An 18,716-nucleotide genomic window follows, 5' to 3' on the forward strand; every position below is an offset into this window, starting at 1 on the left:
CGGCCCTCCCGGACCTCGTACGAACAAGGATTTCTGACTGTCCGTCAGATAAGTGCGACTGTCAAGGTCACGGACCTCGACCGCCGGGGTCGCGATCGCCCGCCCGGCACACATGCGAAAACGTCTGCGCGGCAGCACCCAAGTGCCGCCGCGCAGACGTGTTACCACCCCACAAAGCACCCCACTGAGGAGGCGTACGACCGCCGGGGGTCTCCAGTCCCCGACAGCCGCCGGCTCACCAGAGCTCGGTGAAGTTGACGGCGATGTTCTCGTTCGACTGGTCGATGGCCGTGAACGCGGAACCGTTCACCTGGGCCGTGTTGCTCTGGTTCGAGGCACCGGAGCCGACGGCCTGCTGCTGCGTCGTGGACGAGGTTCCGTAGTTGTCGCCGCCGACGCCGCTGCCGACGACGTTCGCCACGGCCGCGTTCGATCCGTTGTCCGCGAAGGCGCCGTTGTCGGCCGCCGCAACGCCCGAGAAGAGGGCGACGGCGAGCGGCAGGGCTGCCGCGGCGGCGAGAAGGCGGGCGGTACGGATGCTTGCCATGTCTTTTCCTCCAGAAGCGGAAGTTCGCACCGGCCAGGACCGGCTGAGTACGGCTTGTTCCGGGGCAGTTGGCCGACCGCCTCGGTGTCTGTCACAACGTCGCGAAACCAGAATTGCCCACCGAATCCCCGGCGAACCACCCCGGAAGGCACTATTCGCTCGCAAGCGTGAGGACATGTCGATAAACCCCCTTCATGCAACCAAAACCGCAGATCAGGGCGGTGCGGGCGACTCAATCCCATACGCCGCAAGGGACGAAGCGTTCCGGCAGATTTTCAGCCAATCCGTCGGGGCCTGTTTCCACCCCTGCCACCCCGGTGCTCCTTCACTCAACCCTCGGGACGCCTCTTCCTTTTTTCGAACACTCGTACGAACATGGATTCATGGCCACCATCGACCGGCAGGCCACGACGCTGGCCCTCGCACACGCCCTGTCAGCCGCCGAACGCGGACTGGCCGTCATCCCGCTGTCCCGAACCAAACTTCCGGCACTGCGCTCCCCGCACCGCGACGACCCCACGGCCCCGCTCTGCCACGGCGAGTGCGGCCGCTTCGGGCACGGGGTGTACGACGCCTCGATCGACCCGCTACGCATCCGAGAGCTCTTCGCCGCCGCCCCCTGGGCCACCGGCTACGGCATCGCCTGCGGGCTGGACCCCCATCACCTGATCGGCATCGACCTCGACACCAAATCGGGTACGGACTCGTCCGCGGCTCTCCGGGAACTGGCCCTGCGCCACCTGTTCACGATCCCCGAGACGGTCGTCGTACTGACGCCCAGCGGCGGCCGCCACGTCTGGCTGAGCGGCCCGCCCGACGTCGTCGTCCCCAACTCGGCGGGCCGCCTGGCCCCCGGAATCGACATCCGCGGCGCGGGCGGCTACCTCGTGGGCCCCGGCTCACGAACCGAACACGGCGCCTACAGCACGGCCCCGGGCACCGCGCACCTGGCACCCGCCGCCTGCCCGCCGTCTCTTCTCCAACTCCTCCTGCCCCCGCCCCGCACCGGCCGCCACGCCACCCCGGCCTCGACGGGCCAACACGGCCAGGGCCTCGTCCAGTTCGTCCTCGCCGCCCACGAGGGGCAGCGCAACACCCGCCTCTTCTGGGCCGCCTGCCGCGCCTACGAGAACGGCCTCGGCCGGGACGTCACCGAGGCCCTGGTCGACGCCGCCATCCACACGGGCCTCACCGAACACGAGGCCCGCTCCACCATCACCTCGGCATCCCGCATGACGAGACACCGCCCTTAGCCTCGCCACAACCGAAAACGGCCCCCCTAGGTACCCAGAAGACCGAGGAGAGCCGAAAACAACCACCCACGCACGCGTGCACCCCAAAAACCCCTACGCACGCACCACCAAGAACAACAGGGGCGCCCGGAACCTCTCGGTTCCGGACGCCCCTGCTTCCCGCACTGCGGTGGGTGTGGGATTTGAACCCACGGTCACATCGCTGCGACGACGGTTTTCAAGAGCGTTCACTGACACGAACCCCAACCGGCCCTGACCAGCACGTTGCCTGGTTGCGTTCGCCTCAAAGGGGCGGCTCTGGCCGGAGGTTGGCCACAGAGGGGTTCAGAACCCGGTCAGCCCCGCGTCGCCTCATCCGTCAGAAGGCGACTGGTGAAGCCCTCGGCACACAGCCGCTCATACGCCGCCGCCACGTCGTCGGGGATCGTCTGCTCGATCATGAATCCCTGCCGGGGGTACACCGTGAGCCGCTGCTGGGCTCCGACCAACATATCGATGACGAGGCGCGCGTCCTGGATCGAATCGACGTACTCAGGGAGCGTCATGGGAGTGGATGCGCTCACCCACTCAACATCCGGCCAGAGCTTCCGTGCCGTGGCGTAGGCCCGTCGTTCCTCGTACGGCTTGCTGATCAACAGGACTGAGGACACGGGAACGCCCCGGTCCGCGAGGAGGGTGCGCGAGAAGCGGATGTTCTCACCCGTGTTCCGGGCCTGCGACTCGACAAGGATGACGTCCGCGGGGACGCCGAGTTCAATCGCCCGCTCGCGGTAGTGCTCGGCTTCACCACGGGGCATGCGCTCGCGCGTCGTACGGCTGGTCGCCCCGGTGAAGACGATGAGCGGCATCATCCCGCGCCGGTACAGGTCGACCGTCGCGTCTGCCACTCCCAGGTCGTGACTGCCGAGTCCGATCGCCACGGAGCAACGGCGCGGCTCATGGCCCATCTGCTGGAAGTCCCAGAGCTGTTGCGCGTCCGCCCACGCCTGCGTAGAGATCACTTGCTCTCGCCTTCCGTGTTCGCCGAGTCGGGCACCTTGAAGTCGTAGGCCCACGCGAAGCGCGTAGCCGCATGCACTCCCATGGCGAACTCCACCACAGTCCCGTCAGCGGTGTACGTGGTGCGGTGCAGCTCTACCACCCACTCCCCGGGCGAGAGCTGCAAGAGCTGGACTTCCTCCTCGCTGGGGACGCGCGCGAAGAGCTCCTCTTTCATGTGGTCGATCTCGTATCCAGCGTCGTAGAGGACGCGGAAGCCGCCGCCACGGCCGGCGGGCCCCGGTGTCGGGTCCACGATGCGCGTGCCTTCGACGTGCTCGGGCCTGTAGTAGCTGGTCAACGTGTGCGTGGGTTGCGTTCCCTCTTTCACGAGACGCGCCCGCGCGTACACCTCCGCGCCTTCGGGCAGGCCGTGGGCTTCTGCCACGAGCGGCGGCGCCGCGACTCGGCTGATGCTCTGGGTCTGCTCGTTCCGGCGATACGCGCGCCCGGACGCCACGCGGTCGGCGATGAACGCCACCTCGTCGCCATCGCGCCACTTCGCCTTGTCGTACCGCGCGATACCGAGCCGCTTAAGTGGCGTCTGCTGACGCACCACGGTGCCGTGACCGCGCGAGGAGGTCACCAGCCCCTGCGCTTCCAACGCCTTGTACGCCTTGTGGACGGTGTCCTTTGATCCCTCGCCTTCCTTCACCAGGTCCCTGATCTGGGGCAACTGGGCGCCCGGCGCGTACTCACCGCTCCTGATCTGTTCGGCGAACCTGTCCGCCAGTTCCCGCCACTTCGGTGCCACGCAGCACTCCTCTCGACGCGTCCCAGTGAAGCACAGTCCCAGGACTGTTGACAGTCCTGGGACTGCGATGCATAGTCATTCCAGGCGGTTCGCAGTCCTAGGACAGCGGATCGAAGGGTCCCCTTGGGGCTCTTCGTCGCCATGCCAGTTCGGGATGGCTCGGGTACGTGGGGCCCCTTGCTGATCGTTCCTTGACAACTCAACAGCGTTCTAGATCGACGGGGTGCAAGTCCCCGTCCCCGTGGCGACCGGGTCAAGGTCGCCGGCGGCCACTTCCTTGCGTGTCAGTACTGGAGAACCACCCTGGGGATCATCCCTTCATTTCTGAAGGTCAACTCCAGGTGCACTACCTGATACGCGCCGCCCTGCTGGCGTCAGAGCAGTGACGATGACGCACCCGATTCCCCCGGCTCGGGACCGGTCCGCCGCGCAACGGCGGACCGGTAAAAGCCGTGTCCCTGCACTCTGCGGGAGGTCGGTTGTGAGCCGACGACATCTGTAGGCGCCTGCTGCTCGGACCCGCGGCAGGCGCCGGAACGACTCGGGTCCCCTTCCTGGCCTCGCAGCGCCTCTTGCTGCGGCCGGCTGCCTCTCCCACCCGTCCGGGTCCGCTTGCTGCGGGGGCCGTACGGATGGGGGTGCGGGGAGCCGGAAGCGACTCCAACGGCGAGAGGTCCCCGGGGTGCGACCCGGGGACCTCGTTCGGGCCGTTCCCTTGTGAGAGGAACCACGACCCATGGTGTACATCGGTGCTGTTCAGGCGGTTGTTACCGCCGACGTTTTCGACCGCGAGCCGACGTTCGCGGAGCTGGACGCGATCGAGTGCGAGATGCCCGTCATTGAGGCGAGCATCGAGCTGCTGGACGCGCAGATCATCACGCTGGACCGCACGCCGACGGAGCTGGACGCGCGGCGTATCCGGCGGGCCCGCCGCAAGGTGCTGGCCGCTCGCCGCACGCTGGCGAACACGGCCGCGACGCGGGTTCCGGGGGTGGGCGCATGAGCACCCCTCAGACCCTCGCCGCTGCTCACGCTGAGGTGAAGGCGGAGATTGCGCGGACCGACACCAAGACCGGTCTCCTGTTGGCGTTCGTCGGTGCGGTCCTCGCCGGTTCATGGACGGTCGCCAAGGACGTCCCCCTCGCAGCTCCCGCCTACGTCGCGGGCGGTGTCGGCATGGGGGTACTGGTTGCGGCGGCTGGTCTGTTGCTGCGGTCGGTGCGCCCGAACCTGCGGGGCGGGCACGGCTTCCCACTGTGGGCCACGCTCACCGCCGAACAGATCACCGCGACCCTGTCTGAGGATCTGAGCGCGGACGTCGCGAATCTGTCCCGTATCGCGCTGGCCAAGTTCACCGGTCTGCGCCGTGCGGTCGACCTCACCATGACCGGCGGCGCCCTGCTCATCCTCGCTGCCCTGCTGGCCCTCGGGGGTGCCCGATGAGCAGCGTCAAACTGACCCGCGTTCAGGTCGGGGTGCTGGCTGCCGCGTTCGTGCCGATGCTGGCCACGGGCGTATTCGGTGGGATCGGCACGTACAGCAACATCGGCCATTCCTACGGCCAGGGCACCGCGCTCGGTGCGCTCGCGGCAGGTGAGGGTGCGACCGCCGTGCTGGCCCTGGTCCTGTTGGGGCTGACCATGCTGGGACAGTCCTCCCCGCGCATCGTGCGGGCCGGTTTGTGGGCGCTGCCGGCCGCTGCCGCCGTCATGGGCGCGATGGCCGCACCCGACGCCGGCCGCACCGTGATCTACGCCCTGACCCCCATGGGCATGTCGGTCTCTGCGGAGGGCATGGCCTTCCTCGCCCGGCGGATCGTCGTGCACACCGACGGCCGCGACGCGGAGAACGAACGCCGCACCGCCGACCTGGTCCAGGCGCTCGCCTACCACCGCGCCCGCGCCACACAGCACCCCAGCGAGCGGGTCAAGAAGTGGTCGGAGCGCAAGTCATGGCGGCTGGCCCGCAAGGTCGGCATCGGCGATGTGGCGCTGGGATCGAGGCTGCTGGACGTCCAGCGCGACCGGATCACCGCCGGAGCGGACGCCGCACTCGCCTCCATGTTCAGCGCCCCCGCCCTCGATCCCGCGCCGGGCGCGAATGCGGAGGAATCTACCGAGACCGCAAGGAAACGGTCTATGGCTGACCTGCCCGAATCGACCCCGGACCCGGTGGTGACACTGACCCGGTTGTCGGTGCCGGATCCGGTCGCGGTCGACCTGGCCAAGTCGATTCCACCGCTCAAACCGATTCCCGCGATCGACGCCCCGACCACAGCGCCCGCGCCGCGTCCGGTCGCGGCTGAGTCGACCCGCCCGCGCGCGGCCACCGGTCGGCTTCCCGAGGTCGCCCGATCGCCCCGGCTCAAGCGGACCCCGGCTCAACTGCTCGATGAGGCACGGCGCGTGACCGCCGGTTGGCCGGACGCGAAGGTGACCGCTGAGGGCATCCGCCGTGAGGTCCGCACTTCGCCAGCCAACGCCCGGATGCTGCGGGACACGCTCCTTGCTGAGCGCGCTGCCAAGGTCGCCTGATGTCCGGGGTCTACGGCAAGTGCTTCGACCCCACCGGCGCCCGCCACGGCATCCCCACCTACCCGTGGCGGTGCGCCCCGGACGGTTTGGCTTCGCGTCGGCAGTTGCGCGCGCGGGGTCTGCGTCCGGGTGGTCAGCCAATACAGGCGCAGGTCATGCGGGTCAACCGGCGTGCCGGCGGCGTCCGCGTCGCCTACCTCTACCGCGAGGACCTGGCCAAGCCGGTCCGCCCGATGACCTCGCGCAAGTGGGAAGCGCTCGCACTGGCGATGCTCGCCCGCCGCACCTGCCCCCGCTGCCGGATCGATGTCGGCTACTGCATCCCCACCTCGTACGGCATCTGCGGCCTGTGCATCGCCAACGAGGAACAGCCCACCGCCTGACCTGCGGAAATCTTCGAGACGGAGACACGTGTGAAGACCACCGTGAGCACCCACAAGCTGCCCGGATACGGCGCCACCCTGCGCACCGCAAAGCGCCTCACCATCGAGGCCGTACGGATCGTCAACCGGTCAGTGCCCGGCCGCATGCCCGACGTTGAGGTCACCCTCACCACCGAGCGCGGCATGGCCGAGCTCAGCGCCGCCGCCGATCTCGCCCTCGCCGGGACTGCGGACCGCCGCGCGACCCGCCGCGCGGTCAGCGACGGCAAGCACACCGCCCGCGAGGCAATGGCCCGTGCCGTCCCGCGCCCCGACGGTTCGGTGTTGGTCCTGATCATCGCCGACAAGCACCCCACCGAAGCCGAGTTCGCCGTAACCCTCGTGCACGAACTCGTGCACGCCATGCAGTTCAGCCGCACCGGCGTGATCGAACGGATCGTCCGCGACACCCGCGCCGGCCTCGGCATCGAGCGCCAGTCCCCCCGCCACGCCCGTGAACACCTCCGCCTGCTCCGCCAGGAAGAGCACGAGGCAATGGGCCGCGAGTACCTCGCAGGCCAGCTCGTTCCCGCCGCCGCTGCCTAACCCGTCAGGAGACCAACTCCCATGACAGACAACGTCGTTCACCTGCACAAGACCCCTGAAATGCCTGCTCAGGACGCGTCGGTGACCACCCTGACCGTGGTGCCCGACGCGCCCGCCGCGCCGCTGGTGCCGCTGTGGGTGCGCTCCGGCCGCGCCGTGAAGACCGCCGTCACGCACGACCGCGCCAAGACCGGTGCGCGGGCGGTCGCCCGGCACAGCCTCTACGTGTGGGGCGGGGGCCGGATCGTGGCCCGCCGCACCTGGGACGGCCGCACCGGCGCCCGCTACGAACGGTTCCTGCGCGCGGCCGAGGCCGCGGGGAACATGGAACTGGCCGGCGAGTGGGAAGAGCGGTTGCAGCACTTCCGCGACGCCCGGCACCGCCGCCGCATGGACCTGCTCACCTCCCCGATCGACGCGGCCAAGGGCGCCCTGGTCGGCACCGGTCTGGGCATCGGCTCGCTGGTCGCCCTCGGGGTGGTGCTGGCCATCGCCAACAAGGACATCGTCGACGTGATCACCCCGATCATGGCCGTGATCGAGTTCATCCGCCTGGTCATCACCATCGTGCAGGTGGTGTGGGGACCGGCGCTCACGATCGGCCCGTTCCTCGCCCTGCTCGCCCTGTGGACCGTCGGCAGCAAGCAACAGGCCGCACCCGCATGGGCGCTGCCCGACAACATCCGCTCCGGCGAGGGCGAGCCCATCACCCCCTCGATCGTGGTCAAGGCCCTGCGCGATTTGGGCGTGCCCGCCCTGCGGGGCGCGATCAAGGAGATGGGCGACGCCGGCGCGAGCATGCTCGGGCCGATCCGGATCGCGGGATGCGGTGTGGAAGTCGACGTGACGCTGCCCTCGGGCGTGGCGACCAACGAGGTACAGAGCAAGCGCCGCAAGCTCGCGGAGAACCTCACCCGGCACGAGCACGAGGTGTTCATCACCATCCCGCAGGCCGCGCGCACGGTGCGGCTGTGGGTGGCCGACTCGGGAGCGCTCGATGAGCCGATCGGGCCGTCTCCGCTGGTCACGGACGAGACGATGACCGCCGACTACGCCAAGGGCCGCGCCCCCTGGGGACAGGACCTGCGCGGGGATGCCGCCGCGCTCAGTCTCTACCAGCGGCACTTGCTCATCACGGGCCTGTCCAACCAGGGCAAGACCGTTGCCCTGCGCTCCCTCGCCCTGTGGGTCGCGCTGGACCGCTCCGTGCAGTTCCTGATGGGCGACCTGAAGGGCGTGGGCGACTGGGCCATGTTCGACGGGCTCGCGACCACCCTGATCCAGGGTCCGACGGATGAGCACGTGATCCAGGTGACCGAGATGGTCGAGGGTGCGGTTGAGGAGATGAACCGCCGGATCCAGGCCCCGCCCGGCACCGTCTTCCCCGCGCTGATCGTGCTGGTCGACGAAGCGCAGATGGCGTTCATGTGCCCGGCCAAGGACGAAGACAAGCGGCCCTACGGCGGTGCCAAGGCCAACTCCCGGTACTTCATGGCGGTCCGTAAGATCCACAACCAGGGGCGTGCGGTCAACGTCCTGATGTGGCAGGGCACCCAAGACCCCACCGACCAGAACCTTCCCAAGCTGGTCCGCGAGGGCGCCCACACCCGCGCCTCGCTCGCCCTGGGTACCGAGTCGCAGGCCCGCATGGCGCTGGGGGACAAGGCCGTTGACGGCGGGGCCGCGCCGAACCTGCTGCGTCCGGGGCTGGACCGGGGAACCCTGGTTGTTGCTTCCGACGGCATCGACATTCCCGCCGGACAGGCGTCCATCACGGTGCGCACGCACTACATCGACGACGACGCGGCCAAGGCCATCACCGACCGGGCCAAGGCCCTGCGCGACGGTGTCACCACCCTGCACGCCATCGACCGCGACCCCGACCGTGACTCGCTCGCGGACATCGCGTCCGTGGTCGGCACCGCGGAGCGGGTCCGCACGAAGGACGTGCTGTCCCGGCTCGGCACGCTCAACGCGGACGCCTACGGCGGCTGGTCGTTCATCGACCTCAAGCGCGTCCTCGACGGGACCGGAGCCGAGCCGTACAAGTCCGACGGCGTCATGGTCGTCGGCCGCGACCGCCTCGCCCGCGCCCTCGCCAACCGCGACAGCGAGGGTTCCGCTTCCGCCGACGGATGACAGGGAGCCGACCGGTGGCGGGGCAGGGAGGCAGGGAGAACTCCCTGAACCCCTCCCTGACCCGCCTCCCTCCACCTGACCTGCGCAAATGATCGCCAGGGAGGCAGGGAGGCACCGCAGGTCAGCCCCCTGAAACCCCCTCCACAGCGCACCCACAAGGGGGTGCTTCCGCCTCCCTGCCCCAACCACAGATGGGATTCCGGATGAACCACCGCGACCCGCCGGGGATCATCGCCCCGCACATCCCCGCCGACGACTGGCGCCGCGCCGAAGCCACCGGGCAACCGGTCGTCATCGTCGTGCAGACCACCGACCGGACCGGGCGCCCGCTACGGCACTACCTGTACCCGCTCGCCATCGCGGGCGCCGCGACGATGGGCGTCTTCGGCCTCGTGGCCGCGTTCTTCGCCCTGCTCGACTTCGCCTCCCAGACCGCCGCCACCGTCGGAGGCGCGGCCGGATCACTCGGCATCGGCGGCATCACCCTGCGACTCGCCCGCCCCACCAAGTAGCGAAGGAAGCCATGTTCGAGATCCGCATCACCTGTCCGACGCCGGATCAGGCCTACGCCGACGCCCCCAGCATCCTCAGCGAGATCGGATGGACGGCCCGCACCCTCGCCGCACGGGAATGCTTCACCTCGCTGGACCGGGAGTTCTACCTGCGCAAGGCCGCACTGCTCGACCGCATCGCGCTGCTGGACGAACCCGACGCCCCCGGCGACGTCACGGAGACCGCCGTGGCCGCCGCCTTGTACCTGATCGGCTCCGACCGGGCGGACGTCACCGGCGACCCGCGCGCCTACGTCCGCCGGCAGTACGCCTACTGGGCCCGGAACAACTAGCTACGCCAAGGGCGGCCCCCCTTCCGCCAAGAACGCGGGGCCGCCCTTGCCAACCAGTCCGCAACAGACCTGTTGGAGGCATCCAGCATGACCCATCCCGTCGTGCCGCCGGGGGGCGGCAACGTCAGCTTCTGCACCGGCTCCGCCGCGCTGGACCAGGCCGTTCAAGCCGTCACCGGCCTGCCCACCGTCCTGGTCGGTGAGAAGGACCCGGCCGCGTCCCGGCTGCTCGCCGCGCGCCTGCCGCACGCGCCCAACCTGGGCGACATCACGGCCGTCGACTTCGCGGCCCTGGCCACAACGATGCCCCGCCCGGCGGCGCTCACCGCCGGTTTCCCCTGCCAGGACATCTCCAACGCCGGACCTCGGGGAGGGATCGCCGGTGACCGCTCCGGACTCTGGAAAACCATCGCCCAAGCCGTTCGCCATCTACGACCCCGACTCGTCTTCCTGGAAAACGTCGCGGCCCTCCGCAGCCGGGGACTCGACGTCGTCGCCGCCGACCTGGCCGCGATCGGGTACGACGCAAGGTGGATGTGCCTACGCGCTGGAGATCCTGAAGTCGGAGCCTGCCACCGGCGCGACCGCTGGTTCGCCATCGCGTATCCCGCTGCTGAAGACCCCCACCTCACAGCTCGGACGCAACGGCGGACCCCAGCACCCGGACAAGCGCAAAGCGGGCGGACACGGGCCCACGCTGGAGGACGAAGTGGTCTTCTTGCTTCCCCCGCAGGACACCTGAGGCTGCTGCCCACCCCCGCCGCCGCCGACGGAACCGGCGGCCCCGGCACCTCCCCCAAACGCCAGGGCGGCATGAACCTGCGCACCGCCGTCACCCTCCTGCCCGCCCCGGCCGCACGCGACTGGAAGTCCGGCGCCTCCAACCTGATCGGGACCAACTCCCGCCCGCTGAACGAGGTGGTGGTGAACCTCCTGCCCACCCCCAAGGCGTCCGACGGACCGCACGGCGGTCCCAATCAGCGCGACACGGCAGGCCGCTACTACCTCCCAGGACAGGCCGTGCGCCTGGACGGACAGTGGGTGGCCACCAACGGCACCGACTACGGGCCCGCCATCCACCGGTGGGAGCAGGTTCTGGGCCGCGCCGCGCCGGAGCCGACGGAGCCGGGCACGAAGGGAAACCGTCGGCTGTCCCCGGCGTTCGTGGAGTGGATGATGGGCGCCGATCCCGGCTGGGTCACCAGCCCGGAGCTGGGCCTGTCCCGCTCCGACCAGCTCAAAATCCTCGGCAACGGCGTCGTCATCCACCAAGCCGCCCTCGCCTACCGCACACTCCTGGCCGCCGACATCGCACCCGAAGCGGCGGCCCCGGCACAGCTTGCCCTGGACATCGCCTAAAGACGCCAAGGGCGGCCCCCCTTCCGCCAAGAACGCGGGGCCGCCCTTGCCAACCAGTCCGCAACAGACCTGTTGGAGGCATCCAGCATGACCCATCACCCCCCATCCGCGCTGCTGTCCGCAGCACTGGACGCAGCCGAACGCGGCTGGTACGTCTTCCCGCTCCGGGTCGGCAGCAAGCGGCCCGCCCTGCACGGTGAGACGTCCTGCCCCCGCACCGGCCCGTGCGCGAGCGGCCACGCCAAGTGGGAACAGCGCGCCACCACCGACCCAGACCGCATCCGCGCGGCCTGGTCGAACGGACCGTTCAACGTCGGCATTGCCACCGGCCCCTCCGGGCTGGTCGTCGTCGACCTGGACATGCCCAAGGACAACAGCAGTACGGACACGCCTGACGGCGTGACGACCTTTGCGGCGCTCTGCGAGCGCACCGGCCACGCCGTCCCCGACACCTACCGGACCCGGACCGCGAGCGGCGGACAGCACCTGTACTTCACCGCCCCGGCAGGGGTACGGCTGACCAACACGGCAGGCATGATCGCCCCGTTGGTCGACACCCGCGCCCGTGGCGGCTACGTCGTCGCCGCGGGCAGCGTCACCCCCGCCGGACCCTACGAGGCCGTAGGCGGCCCCGTGGCGGCCCCGGTGCCCGCATGGCTGCTGAGCACCCTTCAACCCGCCCCCAAGCCCGTACAGATCCCTACAGGACCCGTAGCGGGGCAATCTCGCCAATATGCGGACGTAGCGCTCGACTGTGAGGTGCGGAACGTGGCCACCGCCGCCGACGGCACCCGCAACGCCACCCTGCTCAGGGCCGCACGGGCTCTGGGACGGTTCATCGCGTCCGGCGACCTCAGCCGACCGGTGGTTGAGCAGGCTCTTAGAGGAGCGGCGGGGGCCAACGCCACACAGCCACAGCGCTACTACGACGACGTGATCCGCCGCGCCCTGGACTGGTCGATCACCCACAACTCGCCCCGGGGCAGGGCCGCATGACCAACCCTCCCCCCTCTAAGAGCCCCACCCGACACCCCGCCGGCCCGCAGGTCGCCGAACCTGCCGGACCCCGGACGGCCGTAGGCGCCCCGAAGGGCGTCGCCGGAGGCGTCCCCACTGCTGTTCGCCCTGACCCGCAGACCGGAGACGGCCGCTACCCCATCGCATGGCTGACCATCCGCGTCCCATACCACGCCGCGCCCACCGCGACCTCGTGGTGCGCGTGCGGCCGTGACCGCAACGCCACCGGAAACGCCGACGTGTGGGCCCTGATCGCCGACCACGAAGCACACCGCGACACCTGCCCGCTCCACACCCCCCAGGAAGGGAAGGCCGCCGCATGACCGACACCATCGACGGCGCCGCGCTGCTCGACGAGGTGGAAGCCTTCCACCGCCGCTTCAACGTCTTCCCCCACGAGGCCGCCTACGTCGCCGTGGCGCTGTGGGACGCGCACGCCCACCTGCTCGACTGCTTCGACTCCACCCCACGGTTGGCGTTCCTGTCCCCGGAACCGGGGTCGGGGAAGTCCCGGGCGCTGGAGGTCGTGGAAACCCTCGTACCGGCGCCGATGACGGCCGTGAACGCGTCCGCCGCCGCCCTGTTCCGGTCCGTGTCCAACCCGAACGGGCGGCCCACGATCCTGTTCGACGAAATCGACACGGTCTTCGGGCCCAAGGCGGGCGACAACGAAGAGCTGCGCGGGTTCCTCAACGCAGGTCACCGCCGTACCGGGGTCACCTACCGGTGCATCGGCGACGGCGGGAACCAGACCGTTCAGGCCTTCCCCTCGTACTGCGGGGTCGCGGTCGCCGGACTCGGCAACCTGCCCGACACGATCATGACCCGCTCCATCATCATCCGGATGCGTCGGCGGGCCCGCAACGAACGCGTGGAAGCCTTCCGTGCCCGCCTCCATGAGGCCGAGGGGCACGCGTTGCGGGACCGGCTCGCCCAATGGGCCGAGCATGCCCGGGGGTTCGTCATGGGTGCGTGGCCGGAGATGCCGGACGGTGTCTCCGACCGGCCGGCGGACGTGTGGGAATCGCTGCTCGCCATCGCCGATGCGGCCGGCGGACAGTGGCCCGAGCGGGCGCGTGAGGCATGCGTGACGCTGGTGACCGCCTCACGGGCCAACGACAAGGGCAGTCTGGGGGTTCGGCTGCTGACTGATCTGCGTGATCACGTCATGGTCGGCATCGACCGCCTGCCCACCGTCGCCATCCTGGACCGGCTCAACGCGCTCGATGACGCCCCGTGGGCCGATCTGCACGGTAAGCCGCTCGACAACCGGCGCCTGTCGAAGATGCTCGCGGAGTACATGACGGCGGACACGGAGCCGATCGCCTCCCGCAACATCAAGACCGCTGGGAGCGTCCTCAAGGGCTACTACGCGGCTGATCTTTGGGACGCGTGGGCCCGCTACTGCCCCCCGCCCCCGGAAAGTCCGCTACCTCCGCTACCCGGCACCGAAAACCTGGCCTGACCAGCGACAACGGGGTAGCGGCAACCGGCGTCGGTTGCCGCTACCCCGCCGCTACCCGTCCGCTACCGCTACCCCTTCCCGCTACCCCGAAAAGGCCCCTGACCTGCGAGGTAGCGGCGGTAGCGGAAGTAGCGCCCCTCAGAAGGGGGCCCGATGAGCCCCCCGCCCGCTCCTTCTTCCTGTCCCAAGGAGTCATGCCGTGGCACGCCCTCAGAAGCTCAAGCTCCGTGAAGTCCTCGCAGAGATCCGCATGAGCCGCGCCGCGTTCTACCGCATGCGCGCCCGTGGCCAGGCCCCCCGCCTCCAGAAGCTCCCGAACGGCGAGATCCGCGTGAACCGCGCCGACTTGGACGCGTGGTGGGCGAGCTGCGACCAACGCGCCGCCTGAATCGACGCCACATCATCCGAACGCCCGTTGAGGGGACCGCTTCCGGCGGTCCCCTCCGTCATGAGGTGATCAATGAAGAGCCACAACGTACGGATCTGGGGTATCCGTCGCCGCAACAGCAAGTCGGCACCTTTCCAGGTGCGTTGGACGGTGGCGGGCAAGGTCTGCCAAGAGCCTTTTGCTACCAAGACCCTCGCGGACGCCCGTCGTTCGAAACTCGTCACCGCGGTTGGCGCTGGTGAAGCGTTCGACGTCGTTACGGGACTCCCGGCTTCGGAGCTGCGGGAGGCGACGTCTCCGACCTGGTACGAACACGCTTGTGCGTACGCGCTCATGAAGTGGCCCAACGCGTCCGCCAAGCATCGCGCGGGCATCGCAGAGGCCCTGACTGCTCTGACGGTGGCTCTCGTCTCTACCTCCCGTGGGGCCCCGGACTCTGCCGTCCTGCGCCGCGCTCTCCAGGGATGGGCGTTCAGGGCCACGCTCGGGGACGGCGGGGAACATCAGGCTCTGAAGGATGCCGATCAGGACGTTCCGCGCGAGATCCGCAGTGCCCTGGACTGGGTGGCCGGCGCCTCGCTGAAGGTGGTCGACGTGGCCGAGTCGGACAACATCCGCCGTGCCCTGACTGCTCTGTCCAAGCGGCTGGACGGGAAGCGTGCGGCGGACAACACGATGAGGCGTAAGCGCATGGTCTTCAGCAACGCCATGCGGTACGCGGTCGAGCGGGAAGTACTTCCTGCGAACCCCTTGGGCCGAATCGACTGGGCCGCGCCGGACACCACGGATGAGGTGGACTTCCAGTACGTGCCCGACCCACAGCAGACGCGCCGGCTGATCGACGCTGTTCGGGATGCCGACGTGCGCGGCCCACATCTGCACGCGTTCTTTGGCTGCCTCTACTACGCCGCTATGCGCCCGTCCGAAGTGGCTTCGCTCATGCGGCGGAACTGCAAGCTCCCTGCTGAGGGTTGGGGGGAGCTGGTACTCACGCAGAGCCGACCAGAGGTCGGCAAGGGGTGGACCGACGATGGCCGCTCGTTCGACGAACGAGGGTTGAAGCGGCGGGCGCGTAAGGCCACACGTCCCGTGCCGATCCCGCCCACGCTGGTCGCGATGCTCCGCGCTCACTTGGACCGGTTCGGTACGGCGGCAGATGGTCGGCTCTTCCGTGCGCCCCGTGGCGGTCGTATCGGGTCCAACGAGTACACCGACCTGTGGCAACAGGCCCGAAAGGCTGCCCTCACACCCGAGGAAGCGGCCACCCCACTCGCGGACGTCCCGTACTCGCTCCGGCACGCCGGGGTCTCGCTGTGGATCAAAGCGGGTGTCGATCCGGTGGAAGTGGCGCGGCGTGCCGGTCACAGTCCGGCCGTGCTGTGGCGGTTTTACGCGAAGATCCTTCGCGGCCAACAGGCGGTGTCGAACCAGATGATTGATGCCGCGCTGGCCGATGGTGCCTGACCAGGGCTTATGGCGCCTGCCTCTTGGCCACAGGTTGGCCGCACGCACTGGTCAAGGGTGGGACAACCCGACTCAGGGTGAGACAGGCTGAACACAGAAGGGGTGCCCCTCCGGAGAGCGGCACCCCTTCTGACCTGCAATACGTCTGACCTGCGCGGTGGGTGTGGGATTTGAACCCACGGTCACATCGCTGCGACGACGGTTTTCAAGACCGTTCCCTTAGGCCGCTCGGGCAACCCACCCCGCGCCGCTGAGAGATCGGCGCGGGGACAAGACTAACCGGTCAGCTGTCGCCCTCGCGCTGGCCCAGGGTGACTTCGGCCGTCTGCTGCTTGCCGTCGCGGGTGTAGGTGAGTTTGACGGTGTCGCCGGGCTGGTGGGTCCAGATCTCGCCGATGAGGGTGGGGCCGCTGTCGATCACCCGGTCGTCGAGCTTGGTGATGACGTCGCCGGGCTTGAGGCCGGCCTTGGCGGCGGGGCCGTTCGGCGTGACCGCGTCCGAACCGCTGGCGCCCTGCTCGGTGATCTTCGCGCCCGTGCCCTCCTCCAGGGAGACCGAGGCGCCGATCACCGGGTAGACGGGCTTGCCGGTCTTGATCAGCTGCTGGGCGACGGTCTTCGCCTGGTTGATCGGGATCGCGAAGCCCAGGCCGATGGAGCCGGACTGGCTCGTGCCGCCCAGGCCACCGCCGCTGGAGGACTGGATCGCGGAGTTGATGCCGATCACCGAGCCGTTCGCGTCCAGCAGCGGGCCGCCGGAGTTGCCCGGGTTGATCGAGGCGTCCGTCTGCAGGGCGCTCATGTACGAGGCCTTGCTCTGGGCGCTGCCGTCGCTGGAGGCCACCGGGCGGTTCTTGGCGCTGATGATGCCCGTGGTCACCGTGTTCGACAGGCCGAAGGGCGCGCCGATCGCGATCGTCGAGTCGCCGACGGCGATCTCGTCGGAGTTGCCGAGGCGCAACGGCTTGAGGTCGCTCGGCGCGTTCTTGAGCTTGATGACCGCGACGTCGTAGCCCTGGGCGTGGCCGACCACCTCGGCGTCGTACTTCTTGCCGTTCGAGAAGGTCGCCGAGAGCTTGCCGCTGTCCACCGCCTCCGCCACCACGTGGTTGTTGGTGAGGATGTGGCCCTGGGTGTCGAAGACGAAGCCGGTGCCCGTGCCGCCCTCGCCGTTGCTCCCCTCGGCCTCGATGGTGACCGTGCTCGGCAGCGCCGTGGCGGCCACGGTCGCGACCGTGCCCGGGTCACGCTTGAGGTCGCCGCCGCTCTGGGAGGCGGCGACCGTCGTGGAGCCCGTGGAGTCGTCGTTCCGGTCGGCCGCCCAGAAGCCGATGCCACCGCCCACGCCGCCCGCGACCAGCGCGGCCACCAGGACCGCGGCGACCAGACCGCCGCGCCCGCCGGACTTGGGCTTGGGCGCGGGCTGTTGGTACGAGGAGCCCCAGACATCCCCCGAGCCGCCTTCACCCCCGCTCGCGTACGAAGGTGTGGCCGGCGGGGGAGGCGGCCAGGCACCCGCTTCCGGTGCCGGACCCGCGGCCCCGGGCGCCCCGGAGGGAACCGGGGGCAACGTGGCCGTCGGCGTGCCTCCCTGTGAAGCGCCCGTCTCCTGCGGGTAGGCCGGGCCCTGGGACGGAGCCGTGCCCTGGTGGGGGTCCACAGGATCCGTTCCCCGCGACACCCCCTGCTCCGGCGGCACGGAAGCAGCAGGAGTGTCCACCGGCACGGGAGGTGCAGACGGGGCCGGGGGTACCGCAGTGCCCTCGTTCTCGGTGCTCACAGCTCTTCCTCTCGATCCACGGCTGTTCATTCCGGTCGCGCCCGGTCACGATCACTCAGGTGTGTTCATGACTCCACCCGCGTGTGTTCAGGAACCGGCGCGATTCAGCTGTGCATGTGCTTTTGTATGCCGTCAGCTTTTCCCATGGGCCGTCAGGGCACCATAAGCGGTGCCTGTGACTCCGGGATCTTCATTTATATCGGACAGGTCTGACAAAACCATCGCATGTACCACGCCACCGACCTCACGCCTACCCACTCGCGATGGCACCATGACGCGGTGACCCACGCACGACAGCACCTGAACCAGGTCGTCGCCCACCGCGGGGCCTCCGAAGAGGCCCCGGAACACACCCTGGCCGCGTACGAGAAAGCGATCGAGGACGGGGCGGACGCCCTGGAGTGCGATGTTCGGCTGACCGCGGACGGACATCTCGTCTGCGTCCACGACCGCCGCGTCAACCGCACCTCCAACGGCCGCGGCGCCGTCTCCGCCCTGGAGCTCGCCGACCTCGCCACCCTGGACTTCGGCTCCTGGAAGAACCGCGACGAAGCGCCCGACTGGGAACAGCAACGGCCCCCGTCCTGGGAGCAGCAGTCCGTCCTCACCCTGGAACGCCTGCTCGAACTCGTCGCCGACGCCGGCCGCCCCGTACAGCTCGCCATCGAGACGAAGCACCCCACGCGCTGGGCGGGCCAGGTCGAGGAGCGCCTGCTCGTACTGCTGAAGCGTTTCGGCCTGGACGCCCCGCCCTCGGCCGCCGAGTCGCCCGTACGCGTCATGAGCTTCTCGGCGCGCTCGCTGCACCGCGTCCACGCCGCGTCCCCGACGCTGCCGACGGTCTATCTCATGCAGTTCGTCTCACCCCGGCTGCGCGACGGACGACTGCCCGCGGGTGTGCGGATCGCGGGCCCCTCGATGCGCATCGTCCGCAATCACCCGGCGTACATCGAACGCCTGAAGCGTGCCGGACATCACGTTCACGTGTGGACGGTGAACGAACCCGAGGATGTCGATCTCTGCGTCGGGCTGGGCGTCGACGCCATCATCACCAACCGCCCGCGCGCGGTGCTCCACCAGCTGGGCCGCTGACCTGGGGCCCTGCGGGGTCCCTCGTTCAGCTACCCCCGCACCTCGGCCACACCGTCGAATTCAGGCCACGCGAT

The 18,716-nt window shown here is 69.5% G+C and carries 20 protein-coding genes and 2 tRNA genes; 16 read left to right on the top strand and 6 right to left on the bottom strand.

Features of this window, described 5'->3' with window-relative positions; translation table 11 throughout:
• Positions 1–235: 235 nt before the first annotated feature.
• A complete protein-coding gene (locus tag ACH4YP_RS09865; RefSeq protein ID WP_361059503.1) occupies positions 236–547 on the bottom strand; it encodes a hypothetical protein in 312 nt (103 codons plus the stop codon).
• Positions 548–930: 383 nt separating this feature from the next.
• Between ACH4YP_RS09865 and ACH4YP_RS09870 the strand changes: the two genes are divergently transcribed.
• On the top strand, positions 931–1,800 hold the full coding sequence (locus ACH4YP_RS09870; RefSeq protein WP_398490166.1) for a bifunctional DNA primase/polymerase: 870 nt from the start codon (positions 931–933) through the stop codon (positions 1,798–1,800).
• Positions 1,801–1,967: 167 nt separating this feature from the next.
• Here the strand turns inward: ACH4YP_RS09870 and ACH4YP_RS09875 are convergent.
• The 3 genes from ACH4YP_RS09875 to ACH4YP_RS09885 all read right to left on the bottom strand — a co-directional run bounded on the left by ACH4YP_RS09875 (position 1,968) and on the right by ACH4YP_RS09885 (position 3,592).
• Positions 1,968–2,048 (bottom strand) — tRNA-OTHER (locus ACH4YP_RS09875).
• An 87-nt stretch (positions 2,049–2,135) separates the two neighbouring features.
• Complete coding sequence (locus ACH4YP_RS09880; RefSeq protein WP_398490167.1) at positions 2,136–2,801, bottom strand: YdcF family protein; 666 nt, start codon at positions 2,799–2,801, stop codon at positions 2,136–2,138.
• Positions 2,798–3,592, bottom strand: a complete 795-nt coding sequence (locus tag ACH4YP_RS09885; RefSeq protein ID WP_398490168.1) for a GntR family transcriptional regulator — start codon at positions 3,590–3,592, stop codon at positions 2,798–2,800. Before ACH4YP_RS09885 ends, ACH4YP_RS09880 begins: the two co-directional genes overlap by 4 nt.
• Before the next feature lie 736 nt (positions 3,593–4,328).
• Between ACH4YP_RS09885 and ACH4YP_RS09890 the strand changes: the two genes are divergently transcribed.
• The 14 genes from ACH4YP_RS09890 to ACH4YP_RS09955 all read left to right on the top strand — a co-directional run bounded on the left by ACH4YP_RS09890 (position 4,329) and on the right by ACH4YP_RS09955 (position 15,770).
• A complete protein-coding gene (locus tag ACH4YP_RS09890) occupies positions 4,329–4,595 on the top strand; it encodes a DUF6284 family protein (protein ID WP_398490169.1) in 267 nt (88 codons plus the stop codon).
• Positions 4,592–5,035, top strand: coding sequence for a Pycsar system effector family protein (locus tag ACH4YP_RS09895; RefSeq protein ID WP_398490170.1), 444 nt, complete (start codon positions 4,592–4,594; stop codon positions 5,033–5,035). Before ACH4YP_RS09890 ends, ACH4YP_RS09895 begins: the two co-directional genes overlap by 4 nt.
• On the top strand, positions 5,032–6,126 hold the full coding sequence (locus tag ACH4YP_RS09900; protein ID WP_398490171.1) for a conjugal transfer protein: 1,095 nt from the start codon (positions 5,032–5,034) through the stop codon (positions 6,124–6,126). Before ACH4YP_RS09895 ends, ACH4YP_RS09900 begins: the two co-directional genes overlap by 4 nt.
• Positions 6,126–6,509, top strand: coding sequence for an RRQRL motif-containing zinc-binding protein (locus ACH4YP_RS09905; RefSeq protein ID WP_398490172.1), 384 nt, complete (start codon positions 6,126–6,128; stop codon positions 6,507–6,509). The genes ACH4YP_RS09900 and ACH4YP_RS09905 overlap by 1 nt, the downstream gene beginning before the upstream one ends.
• A 30-nt stretch (positions 6,510–6,539) precedes the next feature.
• Positions 6,540–7,094 carry a hypothetical protein gene (locus ACH4YP_RS09910; protein WP_398490173.1) on the top strand — a complete coding sequence of 185 codons (555 nt, stop codon included), beginning with the start codon at positions 6,540–6,542 and terminating at the stop codon, positions 7,092–7,094.
• Positions 7,095–7,115: 21 nt separating this feature from the next.
• Complete coding sequence (locus tag ACH4YP_RS09915; RefSeq protein ID WP_398490174.1) at positions 7,116–9,233, top strand: FtsK/SpoIIIE domain-containing protein; 2,118 nt, start codon at positions 7,116–7,118, stop codon at positions 9,231–9,233.
• Between the two features lie 203 nt (positions 9,234–9,436).
• Positions 9,437–9,745 carry a hypothetical protein gene (locus tag ACH4YP_RS09920; RefSeq protein ID WP_398490175.1) on the top strand — a complete coding sequence of 103 codons (309 nt, stop codon included), beginning with the start codon at positions 9,437–9,439 and terminating at the stop codon, positions 9,743–9,745.
• A gap of 11 nt (positions 9,746–9,756) precedes the next feature.
• On the top strand, positions 9,757–10,077 hold the full coding sequence (locus ACH4YP_RS09925) for a hypothetical protein (protein WP_398490176.1): 321 nt from the start codon (positions 9,757–9,759) through the stop codon (positions 10,075–10,077).
• Between the two features lie 87 nt (positions 10,078–10,164).
• Entirely contained in the window at positions 10,165–11,436 is a 1,272-nt protein-coding gene (locus ACH4YP_RS09930; protein ID WP_398490177.1) for a DNA cytosine methyltransferase, read from the top strand.
• An 87-nt stretch (positions 11,437–11,523) separates the two neighbouring features.
• The gene (locus ACH4YP_RS09935) at positions 11,524–12,432 is read left to right on the top strand and encodes a bifunctional DNA primase/polymerase (RefSeq protein WP_398490178.1); all 909 of its coding nucleotides are present in this window, start codon (positions 11,524–11,526) and stop codon (positions 12,430–12,432) included.
• On the top strand, positions 12,429–12,776 hold the full coding sequence (locus tag ACH4YP_RS09940; RefSeq protein ID WP_398490179.1) for a hypothetical protein: 348 nt from the start codon (positions 12,429–12,431) through the stop codon (positions 12,774–12,776). The genes ACH4YP_RS09935 and ACH4YP_RS09940 overlap by 4 nt, the downstream gene beginning before the upstream one ends.
• On the top strand, positions 12,773–13,918 hold the full coding sequence (locus ACH4YP_RS09945) for a DUF3631 domain-containing protein (protein WP_398490180.1): 1,146 nt from the start codon (positions 12,773–12,775) through the stop codon (positions 13,916–13,918). The genes ACH4YP_RS09940 and ACH4YP_RS09945 overlap by 4 nt, the downstream gene beginning before the upstream one ends.
• A 199-nt stretch (positions 13,919–14,117) precedes the next feature.
• A complete protein-coding gene (locus tag ACH4YP_RS09950) occupies positions 14,118–14,306 on the top strand; it encodes a helix-turn-helix domain-containing protein (RefSeq protein ID WP_217457206.1) in 189 nt (62 codons plus the stop codon).
• A 72-nt stretch (positions 14,307–14,378) separates the two neighbouring features.
• Positions 14,379–15,770, top strand: coding sequence for a tyrosine-type recombinase/integrase (locus ACH4YP_RS09955; RefSeq protein ID WP_398490181.1), 1,392 nt, complete (start codon positions 14,379–14,381; stop codon positions 15,768–15,770).
• Positions 15,771–15,925: 155 nt separating this feature from the next.
• On the opposite strand, the gene ACH4YP_RS09960 is transcribed toward ACH4YP_RS09955, so the two are convergent.
• Both ACH4YP_RS09960 and ACH4YP_RS09965 read right to left on the bottom strand, forming a co-directional pair.
• Positions 15,926–16,012 (bottom strand) — tRNA-Ser (locus ACH4YP_RS09960).
• A gap of 41 nt (positions 16,013–16,053) precedes the next feature.
• The gene (locus tag ACH4YP_RS09965; protein WP_398490182.1) at positions 16,054–17,550 is read right to left on the bottom strand and encodes a S1C family serine protease; all 1,497 of its coding nucleotides are present in this window, start codon (positions 17,548–17,550) and stop codon (positions 16,054–16,056) included.
• Between the two features lie 279 nt (positions 17,551–17,829).
• On the opposite strand from ACH4YP_RS09965, the gene ACH4YP_RS09970 reads away from it, so the two are divergent.
• Positions 17,830–18,642, top strand: a complete 813-nt coding sequence (locus tag ACH4YP_RS09970; RefSeq protein WP_361059495.1) for a glycerophosphodiester phosphodiesterase — start codon at positions 17,830–17,832, stop codon at positions 18,640–18,642.
• The last annotated feature ends 74 nt before the right edge of the window (positions 18,643–18,716 follow it).

Source organism: Streptomyces sp. NPDC020747 (assembly GCF_044334695.1).
Taxonomy (GTDB): domain Bacteria; phylum Actinomycetota; class Actinomycetes; order Streptomycetales; family Streptomycetaceae; genus Streptomyces.

Excerpts from the sequence above, each read along its gene's own strand:
- ACH4YP_RS09865 (WP_361059503.1), bottom strand. The coding sequence starts at position 547 with ATGGCAAGCATCCGTACCGCCCGCCTTCTCGCCGCCGCGGCAGCCCTG.
- ACH4YP_RS09870 (WP_398490166.1), top strand. The coding sequence starts at position 931 with ATGGCCACCATCGACCGGCAGGCCACGACGCTGGCCCTCGCACACGCC.
- ACH4YP_RS09890 (WP_398490169.1), top strand. The coding sequence starts at position 4,329 with ATGGTGTACATCGGTGCTGTTCAGGCGGTTGTTACCGCCGACGTTTTC.
- ACH4YP_RS09895 (WP_398490170.1), top strand. The coding sequence starts at position 4,592 with ATGAGCACCCCTCAGACCCTCGCCGCTGCTCACGCTGAGGTGAAGGCG.
- ACH4YP_RS09900 (WP_398490171.1), top strand. The coding sequence starts at position 5,032 with ATGAGCAGCGTCAAACTGACCCGCGTTCAGGTCGGGGTGCTGGCTGCC.
- ACH4YP_RS09905 (WP_398490172.1), top strand. The coding sequence starts at position 6,126 with ATGTCCGGGGTCTACGGCAAGTGCTTCGACCCCACCGGCGCCCGCCAC.
- ACH4YP_RS09915 (WP_398490174.1), top strand. The coding sequence starts at position 7,116 with ATGACAGACAACGTCGTTCACCTGCACAAGACCCCTGAAATGCCTGCT.
- ACH4YP_RS09920 (WP_398490175.1), top strand. The coding sequence starts at position 9,437 with ATGAACCACCGCGACCCGCCGGGGATCATCGCCCCGCACATCCCCGCC.
- ACH4YP_RS09925 (WP_398490176.1), top strand. The coding sequence starts at position 9,757 with ATGTTCGAGATCCGCATCACCTGTCCGACGCCGGATCAGGCCTACGCC.
- ACH4YP_RS09930 (WP_398490177.1), top strand. The coding sequence starts at position 10,165 with ATGACCCATCCCGTCGTGCCGCCGGGGGGCGGCAACGTCAGCTTCTGC.
- ACH4YP_RS09935 (WP_398490178.1), top strand. The coding sequence starts at position 11,524 with ATGACCCATCACCCCCCATCCGCGCTGCTGTCCGCAGCACTGGACGCA.
- ACH4YP_RS09940 (WP_398490179.1), top strand. The coding sequence starts at position 12,429 with ATGACCAACCCTCCCCCCTCTAAGAGCCCCACCCGACACCCCGCCGGC.
- ACH4YP_RS09945 (WP_398490180.1), top strand. The coding sequence starts at position 12,773 with ATGACCGACACCATCGACGGCGCCGCGCTGCTCGACGAGGTGGAAGCC.
- ACH4YP_RS09955 (WP_398490181.1), top strand. The coding sequence starts at position 14,379 with ATGAAGAGCCACAACGTACGGATCTGGGGTATCCGTCGCCGCAACAGC.